This window comes from Neisseriales bacterium (genome assembly GCA_016699915.1).
In the GTDB taxonomy this organism is placed as follows: Bacteria; Pseudomonadota; Gammaproteobacteria; order Burkholderiales; family Q3-R57-64; genus Q3-R57-64.
Map to the genome: position 1 here is coordinate 741,119 of CP064990.1, position 19,389 is coordinate 760,507.

The 19,389-nt window shown below is 42.5% G+C and carries 15 protein-coding genes and 1 tRNA gene; 11 read left to right on the forward strand and 5 right to left on the reverse strand.

All coding sequences use genetic code 11. The annotated features are described in order from the left end of the window. Positions 1 to 1,836: 1,836 nt before the first annotated feature. Positions 1,837 to 1,912 (reverse strand) — tRNA-Asn (locus IPK86_03515). Positions 1,913 to 2,009: 97 nt separating this feature from the next. Here IPK86_03515 and recG point away from each other — a divergent pair. Beyond that, complete coding sequence (recG, locus tag IPK86_03520; protein QQS16497.1) at positions 2,010 to 4,025, forward strand: ATP-dependent DNA helicase RecG; 2,016 nt, start codon at positions 2,010 to 2,012, stop codon at positions 4,023 to 4,025. An 11-nt stretch (positions 4,026 to 4,036) separates the two neighbouring features. Here the strand turns inward: recG and IPK86_03525 are convergent, their stop codons facing one another. Further along, positions 4,037 to 4,858, reverse strand: coding sequence for a kinase/pyrophosphorylase (locus IPK86_03525; protein ID QQS16498.1), 822 nt, complete (start codon positions 4,856 to 4,858; stop codon positions 4,037 to 4,039). Between the two features lie 135 nt (positions 4,859 to 4,993). Here IPK86_03525 and ppsA point away from each other — a divergent pair, with 135 nt between their 5' ends. The 3 genes from ppsA to xth all read left to right on the forward strand — a co-directional run bounded on the left by ppsA (position 4,994) and on the right by xth (position 9,407). Then, positions 4,994 to 7,381, forward strand: a complete 2,388-nt coding sequence (gene ppsA / locus IPK86_03530) for a phosphoenolpyruvate synthase (protein ID QQS17065.1) — start codon at positions 4,994 to 4,996, stop codon at positions 7,379 to 7,381. A gap of 74 nt (positions 7,382 to 7,455) precedes the next feature. After that, entirely contained in the window at positions 7,456 to 8,634 is a 1,179-nt protein-coding gene (locus IPK86_03535; protein ID QQS16499.1) for a cation transporter, read from the forward strand. Positions 8,635 to 8,636: 2 nt separating this feature from the next. Then, positions 8,637 to 9,407: an exodeoxyribonuclease III gene (gene xth, locus IPK86_03540; protein QQS17066.1), complete on the forward strand. Its 771-nt coding sequence runs from the start codon at positions 8,637 to 8,639 to the stop codon at positions 9,405 to 9,407. Between the two features lie 291 nt (positions 9,408 to 9,698). On the opposite strand, the gene IPK86_03545 is transcribed toward xth, so the two are convergent. After that, entirely contained in the window at positions 9,699 to 11,015 is a 1,317-nt protein-coding gene (locus tag IPK86_03545; protein ID QQS17067.1) for a nucleotide sugar dehydrogenase, read from the reverse strand. Positions 11,016 to 11,172: 157 nt separating this feature from the next. Here IPK86_03545 and mltG point away from each other — a divergent pair, with 157 nt between their 5' ends. The 7 genes from mltG (at position 11,173) to IPK86_03580 (ending at position 16,612) form a co-directional block, all read left to right on the forward strand. Continuing rightward, complete coding sequence (gene mltG, locus IPK86_03550) at positions 11,173 to 12,195, forward strand: endolytic transglycosylase MltG (GenBank protein ID QQS16500.1); 1,023 nt, start codon at positions 11,173 to 11,175, stop codon at positions 12,193 to 12,195. Between the two features lie 3 nt (positions 12,196 to 12,198). Next, complete coding sequence (locus IPK86_03555; protein QQS16501.1) at positions 12,199 to 12,825, forward strand: dTMP kinase; 627 nt, start codon at positions 12,199 to 12,201, stop codon at positions 12,823 to 12,825. Continuing rightward, complete coding sequence (gene holB / locus IPK86_03560; GenBank protein ID QQS16502.1) at positions 12,822 to 13,835, forward strand: DNA polymerase III subunit delta'; 1,014 nt, start codon at positions 12,822 to 12,824, stop codon at positions 13,833 to 13,835. The genes IPK86_03555 and holB overlap by 4 nt, the downstream gene beginning before the upstream one ends. Next, positions 13,822 to 14,616: a TatD family hydrolase gene (locus IPK86_03565; protein ID QQS16503.1), complete on the forward strand. Its 795-nt coding sequence runs from the start codon at positions 13,822 to 13,824 to the stop codon at positions 14,614 to 14,616. Before holB ends, IPK86_03565 begins: the two co-directional genes overlap by 14 nt. Beyond that, positions 14,591 to 15,382 (forward strand): MBL fold metallo-hydrolase, encoded by a 792-nt coding sequence (locus IPK86_03570; GenBank protein ID QQS16504.1) that lies wholly within the window; start codon positions 14,591 to 14,593, stop codon positions 15,380 to 15,382. The genes IPK86_03565 and IPK86_03570 overlap by 26 nt, the downstream gene beginning before the upstream one ends. Positions 15,383 to 15,387: 5 nt before the next feature. Further along, positions 15,388 to 15,930, forward strand: coding sequence for an oligoribonuclease (gene orn / locus IPK86_03575; protein ID QQS16505.1), 543 nt, complete (start codon positions 15,388 to 15,390; stop codon positions 15,928 to 15,930). A gap of 64 nt (positions 15,931 to 15,994) precedes the next feature. Continuing rightward, positions 15,995 to 16,612 (forward strand): CinA family protein, encoded by a 618-nt coding sequence (locus IPK86_03580; protein QQS16506.1) that lies wholly within the window; start codon positions 15,995 to 15,997, stop codon positions 16,610 to 16,612. Between the two features lie 226 nt (positions 16,613 to 16,838). Here IPK86_03580 and IPK86_03585 read toward each other — a convergent pair whose 3' ends face one another. Together IPK86_03585 and ftsZ are read right to left on the reverse strand one after the other, a co-directional pair. Then, positions 16,839 to 17,921, reverse strand: coding sequence for a hypothetical protein (locus tag IPK86_03585; protein QQS16507.1), 1,083 nt, complete (start codon positions 17,919 to 17,921; stop codon positions 16,839 to 16,841). Between the two features lie 256 nt (positions 17,922 to 18,177). After that, positions 18,178 to 19,368 (reverse strand): cell division protein FtsZ, encoded by a 1,191-nt coding sequence (gene ftsZ, locus IPK86_03590; protein QQS16508.1) that lies wholly within the window; start codon positions 19,366 to 19,368, stop codon positions 18,178 to 18,180. Positions 19,369 to 19,389: the final 21 nt, after the last annotated feature.

Here is a 19,389-nt window from a genome sequence, read left to right on the forward strand (position 1 = left end):
AACTCACTCACATAAATCTTCATACGAGTCTCAATATAAAAAGTGAACCGTTGGTTAATACATAGGAAGATTCACAACAGTTTGGAAAAACTCATGATGTACTAATATTTTTTTTATTTTCAATAATGTTGACTAAATATTATGAACAATATAAGACACTTCTGTTGTAAGATTTTCGTTAATAGACTGCTTTCTTGTTTAGCTTATTTGCGAAACTAATATGAAAAAATCTTTTGTTGTGTCTCTTTTTGTTCTAATAATCTCAGCGTTTTCTGTAAACCAAGTTTTGGCTGGTGCTGCTAAGCCCCCCAAAGGCACCTCATGCGGATGTGGTTGTGGTTGTACTAATAAGTAACCGACAACATGCTTAGATCAATATACCGTCGTTTCTTTACTGGGCTAGGTGGCAAGTTTTTGGCTCTCGTGCTGATTTTTCTGATAATCAGTATTGTGAAAGTCAATAGTGCTAATAGTTTTGCTGCGGAAACGAAAAAATTCAACAAAAATTGTAATTTTTCGAGCAGTGCAACACCACCCACTAAGTCAGCGACTGACGAAGGTTGTTCTTGCTTGTGTATACAGCAGTATATGTATTCCATAAGGAAGAAGCAGGTCTTTAAAGAAGACGATAGAGTTGTTGCAACCTTTAAATTTCAGCGAGATGCTTCTGGTAACTGTCACTGTGATTTTAATCAGGAAGAAAAGCGCTGAGTCAAACCACAAAAACAACCCGTACTAAAAATGCGGGTTGTTTTTTTGTAGCTGTTGGTATCTAGTAAGCTATCTGATTGGTTTCTGTATACAAGACTCGCTGCGAAGCATGAGAAAACAAAATAGCTCTCTTTATTCGAATAATACAGACCTACTGGCAGCAAGAAGCGATGTAGAAATCGCGAAAATGGAAACGCTCACAAATCTTGATCTTTGACTGACTATTTTTATGAAGAAACTATAGGAAAGACAACAGTGTCTTTGGGATAGACCTTTCTTAAATTCCGATGGAAGTGAGCGCATTAAAAATAGCATATTAAAAATACTAAAATAGTATTTTTATGGATACTAGTATTTTATATCTTATAACTATCTGATTTTTAAATATTTTTTGGTCTCTGGCAACAGAGTGGGTATTATATGTTGTTGGCGTTATTTTTTTAAACACCGAATTTATATCCTGGTTATATAAGTGCGGAATCCATAATATTAAGTTTTTGATGGCTGGCCAAAAAAAATAATTACCGAAGTTGCCGAAACTAATGATTTTCAAGTTGATATATTGACGGAAATCGATCGGAGAAACAAACAATTTCAAAAATATTAAAGAAGCACGTGAAGCTGGATTGGATTTGCCTTATATTGTCATTGTCATGGAGAAACTAGCTAATCTGAGATTATGCAAACCAAATCAGCTGAGGTCAATATTGTCAGAATTGCATAAATAGGCAGAAGTGTTGGTGTTCATCTTGTTTTATCTACGCAATAACCTGATACTAAAATTTTAGTGGCTTATTGCGAAGCAATGCTGCTAGGATAGCCCTATCTGTGCAAAAAAATCAGATTCTAGAATTATTATAGATGAAGTCGAGGACAGAAAAATTGCTTGGCGCTTGGAATATGTTGGTAAAGCCATAGGCGAGCACAACAGCAATCAGATTACATGGCGTGTTCGTAACAAAATTAGACGTTACACTACGTAATGAAGCAATAATGAACAATGTTGAAAGTTATACATCAATACTTTAGTAACCAATAATCAAGTGCTTTTTGTTTTTCTAGTAATCGCTGGAACTACCTTTAGCGAACCCAAAGGACAGTTCATACTCAATTTGGGCTAATAATTGGCTCCCTGACCTGGGCTCGAACCAGGGACCTGCGGATTAACAGTCCGTCGCTCTACCAACTGAGCTATCAGGGAATAAACATCAAACTGGTTCGGAATTGTAGCATAAAATTGCTATTTCTTAAGTACGCTCCAACTTAAGTATTTTTGGGTATTGGAAAATGCAACAGTTATGACAACCATTCAAACTGAGAATCAACCCATTCAAGCTCCCCCATCAACCCTTAATAAATTACACAAATTGGGGCTTCATACCTACTTCGATTTAGTCTTACATCGCCCCTTGCGTTACGAAAATGAAACCAGCATCTGTCCAATAAAAGACGCACCATTAAGTTACCCTGTTCTGATTGAGGGGATTGTCGAAAAAAGTGATGTGATGTTTCGACCACGTCGCCAATTAGTCATGCGACTTCGCGATGAGACAAGCGCGCTGACTTTACGCTTTATGCATTTTTATCCAACACAAGTACTTAAAGTAGGTCAACGTATTCGAGCCTTTGGAGAAATCAGATATAGTTTTTTAGGTAAAGAGATGGTGCATCCCAAACTGCGTGCCGTAAAACCCTTATCAACCACCCTCACGCCGATTTATCCGGTCGTCAAAGGTTTAACACAATTATCAATCCAACGCCTGATACGACAAGCTTTAGATACGTTATCTTTCACCGATACATTGCCAGAAGCTATTCGTATTCCTCTAAAACTCATGAGGCTGGACGAAGCGATACGCATGTTGCACGCCCCTACCAAAATCTCGCTTTTTGACACGCAACCAGCCTTGCAAAGACTCAAATTTGATGAATTGCTAGCGCAACAACTCTTTACGGCTCAAGCAAAACAAAAACGGCAAAACCAACAAACCTACGCAATTCATGGCAACGGTAAATTACGTGCTGCTTTATATGCAAAACTACCTTTTCAATTAACGGCCTCCCAAAAGCAGGTTTTACAAACCATCGAAAAAGATCTTGGTGCGACACAACCCATGCATCGCCTCTTACAAGGTGACGTGGGATGTGGCAAAACGATTGTTGCTGCACAAAGCGCTTTAATTGCAATCGAGGCAGGGTTTCAAGTAGCTATGATGGTGCCTACCGAAATTCTTGCCGAGCAACATGCTTTTCAATTTCAAGAATGGCTCCACCCGTTGGGATTAACCACTGTTTGTTTAACGGGTCGCCTAAAAAAGGCTCAAAAAGTAGCAGTCATAGCTCAAATTGAGACGGGTCAAGCTGATTTTGTGATCGGTACTCATACCCTTTTTCAGGATAAATTGGCCTTTCACCGCTTAGGCTTGATCATCATTGATGAACAGCATCGCTTTGGCGTTATGCAGCGTTTAGCGTTAAAAAATAAAGGCACACATGTACACCAACTCATGATGTCCGCTACTCCGATCCCCCGTACTTTAGCCATGAGTTACTTCACGGACATGGATATTTCATCTATTACAGAATTACCCCCCAATCGCATGCCAATTCGCACACAACTCATTGATACCACACGTCGCCACCAAGTCATTGAATTTATCCGAGGCGCTTGTCAAAAAAACGAACAAATCTACTGGGTATGTCCTTTGATTGAAGAATCCGAAGCTTTGGCTTTAAAAACCGCTGCTGCAATTTACCATGAACTTACTTCATCGCTTGCGCCTATTCGTGTCGGGCTACTGCATGGCAAAATGCTAGCTACTCAAAAAAAGACGGTCATGGAGGATTTTGTGCAAGGCCACCTTCAAGTACTCGTCGCCACCACTATCATTGAAGTGGGCATTGATGTTGCCAACGCAAGTTTGATGGTCATTGATCACGCCGAACGTTTGGGGCTAGCACAACTACATCAACTACGCGGCAGAATTGGGCGTGGAACACGTCCTAGTCGCTGCTTGTTGCTCTTTCAAAAGCCCTTAACCAAAACAGCCAAAGCACGATTAGAAGCAATCTATAAAGAACAAGATGGCTTTAAGATTGCTGAAGAAGACCTTAAAATTCGTGGGCATGGCGAATTATTGGGTGAGCGGCAAAGCGGTCTTCCTTTATTTCGCTTCGCAAATATTATGAAAGACAAAATTTTACTTGCCGAAGCTCACCGCGAGGCTCAGACTTTGTTATCTAAATGGCCAGTGCTTGCCAAGACCCACCTAAAAAGATGGATAGAAGGCACCATTGACTTTTTGGAGGTTTAAATCTGGCGGATTTAAAAACGCCGTTGAATACCTGTTTGATGAATAATTTTAGCTGAAATTTCCTCAATAGAGCGGTGTGTTGTGCTGATAAAAGGCAGATCATGCTTGCGAAACATACTCTCAGCACGACCCACTTCAAAATGGCAATTATCCAAACTGGCGTAGTGCGAATTGGAACGTCGTTCGTTACGAATATGATGAAGTCGGTTCGGATCAATCGTCAAACCAAATAGTTTACGCAAATGAGGCATCAGCGAATGAGGAAGCGCTGCGCTTTGTAAATCTTCCGGTGTCAGCGGGTAATTGGCCGCATTAATTCCGTATTGCAAGGCTAAATATAGACAGGTTGGCGTTTTACCGGAACGCGAAACGCCAACCAAAATCACATCGGCTTCATCTAAATCTTTTAAGGTAATACCGTCATCATGATTAAGCGAAAAATTAATTGCCTGAATGCGATGATCATAAACTGATTCATCAGCTACGCTATGCGTAAGACCAACATGAAGCGTTGCGTTCTGCCTTAATTCTTCCTCAATGCGACCAATAAATGATTCAAAAAAATCAATGCACAGCGCATAATCAACCTTAAATAAGAGCCGCACACTTTTATCGACAATACTAGAAAATACCAATGGGCGAAATTGATCAGCAAGGCTACATGCATAAATTTTTGCTATCACTTCGGATGCTTTTTCTTTGGAATCAACGAAGGGAATCGTTTCGCGCTGAAACTCAAAGGTATTGAATTGCGTTAGTAACATATTCCCCAACGATTCGGCAGTAATACATGTTCTATCTGACACAAAAAATACTGAGCGCCGATAAGTCATTGATCCTCCTTACCATCCATTGAATAATCAAGCACTGATTATAAAGTGGAATGATATTTGTTCGCATAATTTATAGGATTCGTCTAGAATAATAGCAATCAACGCCCAATCATTTTAATCGCATATGAAAGTATCATTATGGCAGATTTCATCCTCTGGCTAAGTCAATTACGCGCCACCGATACACAAAAGGTAGGTGGAAAAAATTCTTCGCTGGGTGAAATGATTAGCCAGCTTGCTAAGCGTGGTGTAAAGGTACCGGATGGCTTTGCAACAACTGCCCAAGCTTTTGAAGCATTTTTAGCACAAAATCATTTGGATCAACGCATCCAAGAAGTCTTATCTAACTTGGATGTTGATGATATTGCAGCACTGAATGCGAAAGGCAAAACTATTAGACAATGGATACTTGACACCCCCTTTCCTGAAGCATTAGAAAATGCGATTGATCAAGCTTGGCAACGCTTAGTAAATGAAACAGATAACGCAAATATCGCTGTGGCTGTACGCTCTTCGGCAACTGCAGAAGATTTACCCGATGCTTCTTTTGCTGGTCAACAAGAAACTTTTTTAAATATTCGTGGCTTAATGAATGTTAAAGAAGCCATCAAACATGTCTTCGCATCGCTTTACAATGATCGAGCAATCGCCTACCGCATTCACCAAGGATTTGAACATAGTCATGTTGCCATCTCGGCAGGCATACAACGCATGGTACGTTCCGATTTAGCAGCATCCGGTGTCATGTTTACGCTAGATACTGAATCCGGGTTTCAGGAAGTGGTCTTTATCACCGCTTCGTATGGATTAGGCGAAACCGTTGTGCAAGGTTCTGTCAATCCGGATGAATTTTATGTGCATAAGCACACACTAGAAAAAGATTGTCCTGCTATCTTGCGTAAAACAATCGGCACAAAACTCACGCAAATGATTTTTTCTAAAACCGCCAGGGTTGGTCACTCTGTTGAAGTGGTAGATGTGCCTGTAGCCGATCAACAACGTTTTTGTATTACCGAAAACGAAATTGAAACCTTGGCACGCTATGCACTCATCATCGAAAAACATTACGGATGCCCCATGGATATCGAATGGGGCAAAGATGGTGAAGATGGGCAAATTTATATTTTGCAAGCACGTCCAGAAACCGTCAAATCACGCCAACAATACACTGATGTCTTACGACGCTATCAACTTAAAAATCACTCACAAGTTCTAGTAGAGGGTCGAGCCATTGGTCAGAAGATTGGCCAAGGCACGGTTCGCGTGCTACGCGATATTAACCAAATGGCCACTTTAAAATCTGGTGATATTTTAGTGACAGGTATGACCGATCCGGATTGGGAACCTATCATGAAGCGTGCTGCAGCAATCATCACAGATCGTGGCGGACGCACTTGTCATGCCGCCATTATTGCGCGCGAATTAGGTATTCCAGCAGTATTGGGTTGTGGCAACGCCACCCAACGACTCAAAGACGGCGAATCGGTTACGGTAAGCTGTGCCGAGGGAGATGTTGGTAAAGTCTATCAAGGACTCTTGGATATTGATGTTGTAGAGGTGACACTTAACCAAATGCCCGCTGTACCCGTTAAATTAACGCTGAACATGGCTAACCCCGAGTTAGCTTTCGAGTTCTGTCAATTGCCTCATGAAGGCGCAGGGCTCGTGCGTATCGAATTTATGATTGCTCGTCAAATCGGTATTCACCCCAATGCTTTACTGGATTTTGAGCAATTGCCATCGGATCTTCAAGCAGCAATTAGCGCACGTATTATTGGCTACGAAAACCCCACAGAATTTTATGTGAAAAAATTAACCGAGGGTATTGCCACCATTGCTGCGGCAATGTGGCCTAAACCTGTCATTGTCCGCTGCTCAGATTTTAAAACCAATGAGTATGTTAATTTGCTCGCTGGTAATCGTTATGAACCCCATGAAGAAAACCCTATGATTGGATTCCGTGGAGCAGCCCGCTATCTGTCACCTGCTTTTCGACCTTGTTTTGAGATGGAATGCCGTGCCTTAAAATATGTACGCGACACCATGTGCTTGACCAATGTACAAATCATGATTCCTTTTGTGCGTTCGGTTAAAGAAGCCACGCAAGTCATTGAACTACTTGCCAAGAATGGTCTAGTGCGGGGTGAGAATGATTTAAAACTGATTATGATGTGTGAGATACCAACCAATGCCCTCCTCGCCGAACAATTCTTAGCACACTTTGATGGCTTTTCAATTGGCTCAAATGATATGACACAGCTTGCGCTCGGTATTGATAGGGATAGCGGCAGCGCCATCGCAGCGAGTTTTGATGAGCGCGATGATGGGGTTAAAGCCTTGTTACATATGGCCATCCAAGCATGTAAACAGCATCAAAAATATGTGGGTATTTGTGGTCAAGGTCCTTCTGATCATCCTGATATGGCCAAATGGCTTGTCGAAGAAGGTATTGATACGATCTCACTGAACCCTGATACTGTTATCAAGACTTGGTTGTATCTGGCTGATACGTTTAAAAAATAGTCTCGTTCACCCTTCTCAGGGCTTAGGAAAATAGGAAGTAGTCTTTGTGACGTGATGGGTAGCTGGTATATAGCATGCTTAACGATGCTGCATCAACAAAAAAAATAACCAAATCCGTCACGCTTTTAAGTGCTGGCACCAATACACTACTAAGTATTGCGCAGGTAGTTACGGGTTACTTTGCACACTCAAGCGCTTTGGTCGCAGATGGTATACACACGCTGTCAGATTTAGCAGCTGATCTAGCTATCCTCTTTGTCAACCGTAAAAGCCATGAAGCCGCTGATGCAGAGCATCCTTACGGCCATGCGCGTTTTGAAAATGCCGCTTCCTTAATTTTTGGTTTGTTGTTAAGTGTGGTAGGGTTAGGCATCCTTGTCTCAGCCATCACCAAATTAACCGTACTCACTACGATTCCTGTAGTGCACCAATTTGCTTTAGTTGTAACACTCCTCTCTCTTGTTACCAAAGAAGCCCTGTTTCGATACATTCGTGCCATAGCCAAACGAACCCATTCGGCTTTATTGGAAATTAATGCTTGGCATGCTAGATCCGATGCTGCTGCTTCATTAGTCGTGATATGTGGTATTGTGGGTAATTTGGCCGGGTATCCTTTTTTGGATCCCATTGCGGCCTTATTAGTCAGTGCCATGATTTTTAAAGCAGGTTTTCAGATGGCTAAAAGTGGATTTGCAGATTTAACGGATCACGCTCTACCACCAAAAGAAATGGACGCTATTAAAGCTATCTTGGCAGCGGTACCAGGCATTAGATCTATCCACAATTTACGTTCGCGTCGCACCGGAAGTTATGCAGTGATTGATGCGCACATTGAAGTCGATCCGCGTATTAGTGTCACGGAAGGCCATTACATTGCGTTAACTGCAGAGCGACATATTCAAGCAGCTTTTGCTGCCCATGATATTTTAATTCATGTTGATCCTTACGATGAAGAACGTAGCATGGGTTCTAACTTGCCCCAGAGACCAGAGATCGACGCTCTGCTTACACCAATCTTACAACGTTACCAGCAACAACATTACTCCTATGTTCTGCACTATGTTGACCATATAGTTGAAATTATGGTTATTCTTGCCCAACCTCTTACAGCATCCCAACAAGTAGCCTTAGAACATAATTTATTAGAGGCTCTACCGCCATCTACTCGTTTACAATTGTTGTGGCATAAACCTTTCAAGACAAGGCTAAAATCCCCTAAAACCAATTTTGCTAAAGACAAGAAAGTGTCTTGATGATGAATATCGCAACGTGGAATGTGAATTCGCTCAATGTTCGACTTACGCATCTTATCAAATGGTTGCAAGAAACACCCGTTGATGTTTTAGCATTGCAAGAGCTTAAGTTAAACCAAGATCAGTTTCCTAGAGAAACACTTTTAGCATCGGGTTATCAGGCTGTTTGGTTCGGCCAGAAAACCTATAACGGCGTTGCTTTATTGGCTAAGTCACCGATTGTGCCCACAGATGTCACATTCGGTATACCGGGTTATGAGGATCCACAACGTCGCGTGATTGCAGCAACCATTGAAGGCATTCGCTTTATCAGCGTCTACTGCGTGAATGGTGAGTCGCTTATGTCGGAAAAATTCCGCTATAAACTCACCTGGTTTGAAGCGTTACTTGGTTATATCCAAACCGCTTTAGCGCAATACCCGCTTCTTGTAGTAATGGGAGATTTTAATATTGCGCCTCAAGCGATTGATACCTATGACCCGCTGTTATGGCAAAACCGCGTTATCTGCTCAAAAGAAGAGCGCGAGTTGTTCCAACGCTTATTAAGCTATGGACTCTATGATAGTTTACGTACTTTGTATCCTGATCAAGCACTTTATAGTTGGTGGGATTATCGTGCTGGCATGTTTAGGCACAATTACGGTTTACGCATTGACCATATTTTGGTTTCTCATGCCTTATGGCCACGGGTAACAAAAGGGGCGGTTGATGCTGTGCCACGTGGGTGGGAACGCCCGTCAGACCATACCCCCGTTATGCTCGCACTTAAATAACAAAACACAACGTACTCAATAATTGAATTAGAATCAACGGAGTATAGAACAGAGTGTAGACTTAGTTGACACATGAAATTGTGAAAATTTAATAACTCTCTAGTCAATAATCCTTGTGGTATTTTTCAATTCTAGACCTCAATCTATTGCCGTTTCTTAAGTCGTTGACTTTCGGCTAAAAAACGATAGGGGATCCGAAATAAGTGCCTCATTTTGTGAGTTACTAAATCGTACTTTTATCTTTAATACAAATAAGAGGTGTGTAAACTTATTTACTGATTAGCCCTTTCGTTAAGCTTGCGTCACCTTGGTTACGGGCAACAAGTAGCGTCCTCTAGTATCCACAATATGTGTGGCGTGCTGCAAAATTAACTCATAATCAAATGCATCATGATCCGTCAATAACAAGACACAATCATAAGTAGCAATCACTTGCGGTGTCAGGGCAATACTCGCCAAATCCAAGTGGTGACTTCGCATTTTAGGAAAAGCAGGAATAAAGGGATCACTATAGTCAACTCGAGCCCCTAAAGTCTGTAGTTTTTCAATAATCACAACTGATGGGCTCTCGCGCATATCATCCACATTCTTCTTATAAGCAATCCCCAATACGAGTAATCGACTACCCTTCAAAGCCTTACCTTGCCCATTTAACGCCAACCAAGTTTTTTGTACAACAAAATCAGGCATGCTCGCATTGACTTCCCCAGCTAGTTCAATAAAACGCGTATTTAACCCATACTCCCTTGCCTTCCATGTCAAATAAAAAGGATCAATAGGAATACAATGCCCACCTAAACCTGGTCCAGGATAATAGGGCACAAAACCAAATGGTTTGGTTGCTGCTGCACGAATCACTTCATAAATATCAATACCCATCCTATCGGCTACAACCTTCATTTCGTTGACTAAGCCAATATTCACTGCGCGATGAATATTTTCCAAAAGTTTAGTCATTTCAGCTGCACGGGTAGAGGACATAGATACCACTTCATCAATAATACTGCTGTATAACGCTACACCGACTTCTAAACAATCGGAGGTATAGCCACCACAAATTTTAGGAATCGTGCGGGTTGTAAAATGGGGGTTACAAGGATCTTCACGCTCAGGCGAAAACACTAAATATATTTCCCTACCTACCCCTAACCCTGTTGAAGCAATACGCGGCAAAAGGATTTCCTCTGTAGTGCCCGGATAGGTCGTTGATTCTAACGAGACAATTTGACTGGATCTTAAAAAGGGAACCAGCGCATCCACCGTATTGATCACATAGGATAAATCAGGTTCACGTTGTTGATTTAAAGGGGTTGGAACACAAATAATTAAAGCATCAGCTTGCGCTGCTTGGGCAAAATCAAAAGTAGCACGAAAGCCATTTTGGTAGGCCTCTTGGATCACTTCCGGTGCAATATGCCGTATGTAAGAGCGTCCAGCATTTAAAGTAGCAACCTTATGCTGATCAATATCAAAACCGAGTACTAAAAACCCTTCTTCCGTAAAGCGCTGCACCAAAGGCAAACCCACATAGCCTAATCCCACAATTCCGATACAAGCTTGGCGTGTCTGAATTTTAGATAACAATACTTCTTTTTCTTGGGTCTGCATCATCCATTCGCTTTATGGTAGTTAAGAATTTTATGGATCCGAGCTACATTTTTTTACGCACGCTTGCAACAAGAACTTTGGTAAAATAAACGCTTGAGTTTATTCACCAACTGGGCGCTTCAAAAAAGCTCTAAAGCGGGTAAGTATATAACAAACCATGCCAATAAATCGTGCTTTTGCTCACCTGTACCGCAAATGGGTCGGTGGGATAGTAGTTTTATTATTGGTATATGGTTTGTGGTTAGTCGCAGTACCCGTACACTGGTCTCAAAAACCTTATTGCATCGTCATTCCACCAAATCAGAGCCTGCAAGCTCTAGCTAAGCAATTAGATCAAGACCAAGCTATTCGTAGCCGCACTTTGATGGTGATATTGGCTAGACTGTTGCAATGGGATACTAAAATCCAAGCTGGGCGTTATGTCTTTAAAAGCCCTACCAATCTCATTGGCATGCTCAACGCTTTTGCAGCTGGAAAGGCTGAGCAACTTAGTATTACTTTTGTAGAAGGCATCACCTTTGACCAAATGCGTCAAACGTTAAATCAGGCGCCTTACCTACAGCACGACAGCCAGCACCTGAGCCATGCACAACTCCTAATTAAAATTGGTGCTAAAAATAGTGGTTATGCCCATCCCGAAGGGTTGTTTTTCCCAAGTACCTATTTTTACGAACCGCAAGTAAGTGATTTAACGATTTTGCGCCAAGCCTACCAGAACATGCAAAAAATACTAGCCACTACTTGGCAACATCGTGCTCCAAATTTGCCTTACCGTACGCCTTACGAACTCCTGATTATGGCAAGCTTGATTGAAAAAGAAACTGGATATGCGGCTGATCGGGCTAAAATTGCGGCGGTATTTATCAACCGCCTAAGAATCAACATGCGTTTACAAACTGATCCAGCAGTCATGTATGGCATTAGCACGACTTTTTCTGGCTCTCTAACACATCGCCAGCTTAGAAGAAATACCCGCTATAATACCTATATCCACGCTGGATTAACACCAACACCTATTGCCTTGCCTGGTCTGGCCGCGTTAGAAGCTGCCGCCCACCCAGATCCACGTACCAAGGCATTTTATTTTGTGGCACGCCAAGATGGCTTATCAGTATTTTCACATAATTTAAAAGAACATAACGCTGCAGTTCGTAAATATATCCTTCATAAAGGAAAGTAATTGATGCTAACGCATCGCTTCATAACGCTAGAAGGCATTGATGGGGTAGGGAAAAGTACACATATTCCTTTTGTTGCTCAGTATCTGATTGACAAAGGATTTCAGGTTACATGTACGCGTGAACCGGGTGGAACAAGGCTTGGTGAAAAACTACGCAAAATACTTTTGGATCCTAGCTTGCCTTTATCGCTTGACACTGAAACGTTGCTCATATTCGCAGCCAGAGCCGAACATATCCATCAAGTGATTAAACCGGCTCTACAAAAAGGATATTGGGTTCTATCCGATCGCTTTACGGATGCAACGTTTGCCTATCAAGGAGGTGGCCATTGTGTTGCTTTTGATCGAATTGCCGCTTTAGCTAACTGGGTACAACAGGGATTGATACCCGCCTTAACATTGCTTATTGACATACCACCTAACATTGCTTTAGCACGCCTAGCACCCCGTCGCCGCACGGATCGCTTTGAACAAAAATCGCTGCTTTTTTATCAGCGGGTGCGCGAAACCTATTTGGATTTGGCAAAACAAGCACCGCAACGTTTTATTGTGATTGATGGTCAACAGACTATCGAGCAAACGCAACAAGAAATAACGCAACGACTTAATCAGTATTTCGCCCAACAATGAAACGCTATCCTTGGCAAGAACAAGATTGGCAAACGCTCACTCAATCCTTTAATCAACGACCCAATGCTTGGCTTTTTTATGGCCAACCCGGGATTGGTAAAGAGGCATTTGCCAAAAATCTAGCCGCCGCACTATTGTGTCAACACCCATTAAGCGACCAAAGTGCATGCATGCATTGCAATAGCTGTCATTGGTTCCAAATTGCCCACCACCCCGATTTTTATGAGGTCACTCCTTTTTCCGAACAAGACGAAGCAGACGCTAAACCTTCTGCCGTTAAAAAATTACCCCTGATCAAAATAGAATCCATTTTGCGTATTCGGCATTTTGCTGCTCTCTCTTCACATCAAGCAGCTCTACGTATTGTGTTAATTACACCAACTGAAGCCATGACTATCGCAGCAGCTAATGCCTTATTAAAAATTTTAGAAGAGCCTCCCCCTTCACTTCTATTTTTGCTCGTAAGCCATCATAAAGCGCGGGTGTTACCCACTATTCGTAGCCGATGCCGACCTATTTTGCTTACCGCACCAACGCCTAAACAAGCTTTGGATTGGCTCAAAACCCAAAAAATCAATAATCCTGAACAATGGCTGGCCTTAAGGGGTGGGAGCCCATTATTAACTGACGAAGCACAATACCTTGCTTTATGGGAGCAAAGCATCGTCACACTGGTAAGACCAACCATCTTGGCAATATTTACGCTCACTGAGGCTATTGAGCAACAAAAAGTACCGCTCTTTATCGTTTTAGGTTGGTTGGAAAAATGGTTACTGGACGTGGCTTACCTACAAAATACTTCTCACGCAAGATTTTATCAGCACCAATTATCCACCCTACAAAGCCTTGCTCAACAAATCAATCGCCAAGCACTATGGGTCTGTTATGATAGGATAAAGCGTGTACAAGCCGGAGCATTTCAAGCACTTAATACACGTCTACAAATAGAAGCTATCTTGATGGATTATCGTCAGCTCTTTGCAAGAAAAATGACCCATGAAGCTCGTTGATTCCCATTGCCATCTCCATTTTCCAGGTTTAGTGGAGTCAATCCCTGACGTGATATTGCGTATGCAAAAAGCGCAAATCAACTATGCACTCACTGTTGCAACTTGCCAAACAGAATGGTCTATTATCAAAACGCTCGTAGAGCAATACACGCCCTTATTTGGCGCCATTGGTATCCACCCCGACCTGCCTGACAAGACGCCATGCAATCAGGCAATACTCCTTGCTGCGAGCAAACACCCTAAGATAGTAGCGTTGGGAGAAGCCGGGCTTGACTATCACTATGTACCTGATGCGGCTTCCTACCAACAAGAGCGATTCATCGTGCATCTTGAGGCAGCAAAATCAGCAAAACTACCTATCATCATCCACTGTCGCGATGCCACAGCTGATATGTTGGCTATTTTAAAAGCAGTAGCTCCCGTTTCAGGGGTCATGCATTGCTTTAGTGAGAATTGCGAGGTCGCTAAAACCTTGCTTGACCTAGGACTTTATATTTCGTTATCTGGTATCGTCACGTTTAAAAATGCTAAAACCTTGCAAGACGTTGCTAATTATCTGCCACAGGATCGCTTGCTGATTGAAACCGATGCTCCTTATTTGGCTCCTGTTCCACACCGCGGCCAGCCTAATGAACCATCTTATGTGTACCATGTGGCCAAGTATATTGCGCATTTGCGTGGTATCCCCTTGGATATATTAGCAGACGCCATCACGCAAAATTTTTTGACTTGTTTCCCGAAAATTACACAATATCATGCAGACAACACCTTGCCCCATTGATGTTGTCCTACTTGGTTGTGGCGCCAGTAGTGGTGTACCCGTTGCAGCTTGTCGCTGTACAGTGTGCCAGTCAAGTCACCCTAAAAACCAGCGCACCCGTACAGCGGCTTGGATTCGAACACCATACTTATCATGCCTCATTGATACGGGACCCGATTTAAGGCAACAGATTTTGCGAGAAAAAATTGAACGGGTAGATGCTGTGCTGTATACCCATGCCCATGCCGATCACCTCAACGGTATAGATGACTTACGTGCCTTTTGTGTGGCACAAAAAATAGCTATACCCGTCTATAGTGATCAAGCAACCTTACAAGCCATTGCAAACCGCTTTCCCTATGCCCTATCGACCACCCAAGGCTACTGGGATAAATTAACCATCGCACCGCATCCGGTTGCACCAGGCATCACTTTTGATTTAGGTCCACTTTTGATAACACCGATTTTATTGCCTCATGGAACACAGCGCTGTTTAGGATGGCGCATCAATGATATAGCTTGGTTAACAGATATTTCAGCCATTCCAAAAGATGCACTGATCCATTTACAGCACCTTAAAATCCTTTATTTAGATTGCTTGCGAAGTCAACCCTATCCTGCCCATTTAACAGTTGACCAAGCCTTAGACTATGCCCATTATATTCAAGCTAGGCAAACTATTCTCATTCATATGAGCCATGATATTGATTACGTTGCCTTAAAAAAACGTTGCCCTAAAGGCGTTACAGTAGGCTATGATGGCATGCATCAATCACTTAATGCATAACAACCATGACCAAACACAACACCTTAATTTGGCTAGATATGGAAATGACCGGTCTTTGCCCGGTTACCGATCGGATTTTAGAAGTGGGTATGTTAATCACCGATCACGACTTGAATATTCTTGCCAAGGCTCCTTCTTGGGTTTTACATCAAACCGATGTGGTGTTAGAAGTAATGGATACTTGGAATACCCAAACGCATCAAAAAAGCGGTCTTATTGATCAAGTTAAAGCTTCCGTTCTCACCGAACAGGCAGTTGAACATGCGATGGTTGATTTCATGAAGCAGTATGCTGCGCCACAAAGTAGTCCCATGTGCGGCAATACTGTCCACCAAGATAGGCGCTTTTTAGCGCAATGGATGCCCCAAGCTGAAGCCTATTTCCATTATCGTAATATTGATGTCTCCACGCTCAAAGAGCTGGCTAAACGTTGGAAACCTGCTATTGTTAAGCAGTTTGTCAAGGTCAGTAAACATGAGGCGTTAGCTGATATCATCGAGTCAGTTGAAGAAATGCGCTACTACCGCGAACACTTCATTCAACATTAAGTAGCGTTATGACTTCAGATATAATAGTGCCCATCATATCAAGTCAAATAGCACCATACCACCCATGGCATCTTCTTCTATCCTACTGGCACAACGGCTTGGTACTGTACTAGAACAACGTAAAGAGACCCTAGCTGTTGCCGAATCCTGCACAGGAGGGCTTTTAGCCAGTGCTATTACCTCTATTCCAGGTAGTTCAGCTTGGTTCAAAATGGGTTGGGTAACCTATAGTAATGCAGCCAAAACAACGCAGCTAGGCATCAAAACTCAACAAATTATCCGGCACGGAGCGGTGAGTCGCTACACGGTACGCCATATGGCTAAGCAAGCTCTCAAGTTGGCTGGAACCCATTGTTCCATTGCGATCTCTGGGGTTGCAGGACCAAGTAACAGCAATCGGGATAATCCGCAAGAAGTCGTACCTATTGGTACGATCTGGATTGCTGCGATGCACTACCAACAACCTAAACTTTGGGTCATCCAACAAAAAATGTCAGGGAACCGACAACAAATCAGGGAAAAATCAGTTGATGTTGCCATGTTTAGCTTGCTGATGATTTTAGTAACTGGGCACTGTGATATGGCGCATGTGAATCGCCATTTTTTTAATTTTTGCGGCTCCTATGGCACATTATCTACCGATCAAGCCACAGCACTGGATAAGATCTTGGGCATCACTTAAAATGACCTCTTCATGCTTTCAAAGCATGAGCCTTATTTTACATAAACTATGTTTTAAAGCTTTACATCAAAAGCTAAGTAAGATCGTTCTTCATGCACAAAGTGTTGGTATGTTAATGTCGGTAAACACTATGAATTGTTATCACGATCCTATCTACCAAGAATCCTGATTATAAAAAAACACCATGTCTTCAAAGGATGGAGCGTCCAAATCAATCCAATACTATTTAGAAGGTATAATTCAAGCCAGCGCCGACTCTAAAGCCATTAATCTTAATAAAATGTTCAGCATTCCATGCGCCCTTCCCTAAAGCCCTCGTTGCATTTAATTTTGCCTGCAAAGAAAGATTATCCGCCAATTGCCAATGAAAACCACTGCCAATTTCTGCAGTGAGCGATTTTTTTACCGCTTGACCCAAGTCATCTTTATGCTCCAAAACGGTAACAAAATCTGCCGACACAAAAGGCTCTAACCCTTGATCATATTGAGCAAGCGCAAACTTCAGACCGTTTCGCAGGCTGATTGGTCTTTTTTGATTTTGATCGCCTTTTATATAATGCTGCACAGATAACTGGTTAGATTGGGTTACCAATAATGAACCAACCGATAGCTGCACCAACTTTAAGGTATAGCCAGCAGCAATAGTAGTGCCGATACTATCTACTGTATGTTTGAACTCTTGATCCTTATCATTGACTGCATCGTCCGTCCCTTTAAATGAAGTACTAAATTGGTTATATTGCAGGGCAGCTCCGATGCGTAAACCTGTTGGATCGTCAATTTTGCTTTGATAGGCGATCACAGCGCCTCCCACAAATAGTTTTGAGTCTGTTTTATAGTAGATTTTTTCGGCATCGTTACTTTGTGTTGCTTCTTTTGCTTGTAGTGAGCTTACTTCCTGCGCCACCGACCCAAAACCGCCAAACCCACCAAAAACTAGTCGGTCATATCCACGCAAACTCAGAGCAACAAAATTATGACTGATTAAAAAACCTTTTGCCGTCACATCCAACCGGGCTTCATGGTTGTTTGTAAGTTCTAAAGAATTATTAAAAGAACGCCAGTGCTGGACATACTCACCTTGGACAAAAGTATCTCCCTCTAAAACCTGCAACAGTGACAAATTCAATGCATCGCCCACTATGCTGCTTATAGCTTGATATTGCTCTTTGAAGACAGGGCTTTCATCTATTTTTGCTTTAAAAGCCACCTCATCATCGGCTAGAGCGCTCCATGATATCGCCATAGCGATACAACCCAATTTTCTTAAATGAACAGTTGGCTTAGAAAAAACTTGATATAACCTCATGACTGTTACCCTACCTTCTTGGCAATGTTTTGATAAGACAGAACCTCCACCGCTTACTACTTACAATCCGTACGTTCACGAAACAACCTAGCGTTAAGATATAATACAACTTTAAACCATAAACACATCAAGTTTTATATATGCTGTCTTCTCTTAATGGAACAGGGTTGGCTGGACTTTTTTGAGCACTATTTGGAAACACGGTGCCCAGCACGATTAGCTGACTGCCCAAGACAAATAATTATTAAACATGCACTTAATCAGCTTGCTTGCGCAAAAAAGCCGGAATATCGTAGGAAGCGTCAAACTGTTCGGGCACTGAATCAGTGCTAGATGGTGTCGTAGAAGAAAGACTACGGCGCCCCTGACGCATTACAGCAGGCATATCTAAGTTACCATAATCCATCGTTGCAAGCGGTTGATCGTCCGTTCCCGTCTTAATTACCCGTATATATTCAGGGCATTCATTGCGGGTGACTTTTTTGCCAAGCCCTGTTGCGATAATCGTCACACGAATGGCTTCATCAGCCATCTCCACAATTTCCGCTGTACCGAATTTAATTTGCGCTTCATCATCCACATATTGGGCAATCATGCTCATGATTTCACGGTATTCGCGCATTTTTAATTGATTGGGAGCTGTTGAAATATTAACTAATACCCCCTTTGCTCCATTGAGCGTAACATTGTCAAGCAATGGATTATGAATCGCTTCTTCTACTGCCAAGCGAGCTCGATCAACTCCGGAAGATTCAGCAGAACCCATCATCGCCATTCCCATTTGGCTCATCACCGCCTTAATATCAGCAAAGTCTACATTAATCAACCCTGGGCAAGTAATCACTTCAGCAATCCCGGCTACAGCACGACGTAATACTTCATCTGCAATAAGGAATGCTTCTTTTTGCGTTAATTCTTCCGCAAGTGTTTCCATTAGTTTTTCGTTGGGAATAATAATCAACGAATCGACCCATTTTTTTAGCTCATCGAGCCCAGCATCTGCTACTTTGCAGCGTTTACCTTCGTATAAAAAGGGGCGCGTAACCACCGCAACCGTCAATATACCTAAGCTTTTGGCAATCTCCGCCACAATAGGCGCTGCACCAGTACCCGTACCGCCCCCCATACCAGCTGTCACAAAAACCATGTCAGCACCACGGAGTGCTTCAACAATCATTTCTCGGCTCTCTAAAGCCGCATTGCGACCAATTTCTGGATCCGAGCCCGCCCCTAAACCATTCGTCAGCCCTGCCCCCAGCTGTAATTGCCATTTGGCTTTATTTTTTTGGAGCGCCTGTAGATCCGTATTAGCCGAGATAAATTCAACACCCTTCAGGGAAGAAGCCACCATATTGTCCACAGCGTTACAACCGCCTCCGCCAACCCCAATAACTCTAATCACTGCCCCCAAAGTACCCTTTGGTGTGACATCAAGTTTTGCGCTCATTTTAAGTTAAGCCCCTTTATA

Coding starts and splice junctions, on each gene's coding strand:
- recG (QQS16497.1), top strand. CDS start 2,010: ATGACAACCATTCAAACTGAGAATCAACCCATTCAAGCTCCCCCATCA.
- IPK86_03525 (QQS16498.1), bottom strand. CDS start 4,858: ATGACTTATCGGCGCTCAGTATTTTTTGTGTCAGATAGAACATGTATT.
- IPK86_03535 (QQS16499.1), top strand. CDS start 7,456: ATGCTTAACGATGCTGCATCAACAAAAAAAATAACCAAATCCGTCACG.
- xth (QQS17066.1), top strand. CDS start 8,637: ATGAATATCGCAACGTGGAATGTGAATTCGCTCAATGTTCGACTTACG.
- IPK86_03545 (QQS17067.1), bottom strand. CDS start 11,015: ATGCAGACCCAAGAAAAAGAAGTATTGTTATCTAAAATTCAGACACGC.
- mltG (QQS16500.1), top strand. CDS start 11,173: ATGCCAATAAATCGTGCTTTTGCTCACCTGTACCGCAAATGGGTCGGT.
- IPK86_03555 (QQS16501.1), top strand. CDS start 12,199: ATGCTAACGCATCGCTTCATAACGCTAGAAGGCATTGATGGGGTAGGG.
- holB (QQS16502.1), top strand. CDS start 12,822: ATGAAACGCTATCCTTGGCAAGAACAAGATTGGCAAACGCTCACTCAA.
- IPK86_03565 (QQS16503.1), top strand. CDS start 13,822: ATGAAGCTCGTTGATTCCCATTGCCATCTCCATTTTCCAGGTTTAGTG.
- IPK86_03570 (QQS16504.1), top strand. CDS start 14,591: ATGCAGACAACACCTTGCCCCATTGATGTTGTCCTACTTGGTTGTGGC.
- orn (QQS16505.1), top strand. CDS start 15,388: ATGACCAAACACAACACCTTAATTTGGCTAGATATGGAAATGACCGGT.
- IPK86_03580 (QQS16506.1), top strand. CDS start 15,995: ATGGCATCTTCTTCTATCCTACTGGCACAACGGCTTGGTACTGTACTA.
- IPK86_03585 (QQS16507.1), bottom strand. CDS start 17,921: ATGAGGTTATATCAAGTTTTTTCTAAGCCAACTGTTCATTTAAGAAAA.
- ftsZ (QQS16508.1), bottom strand. CDS start 19,368: ATGAGCGCAAAACTTGATGTCACACCAAAGGGTACTTTGGGGGCAGTG.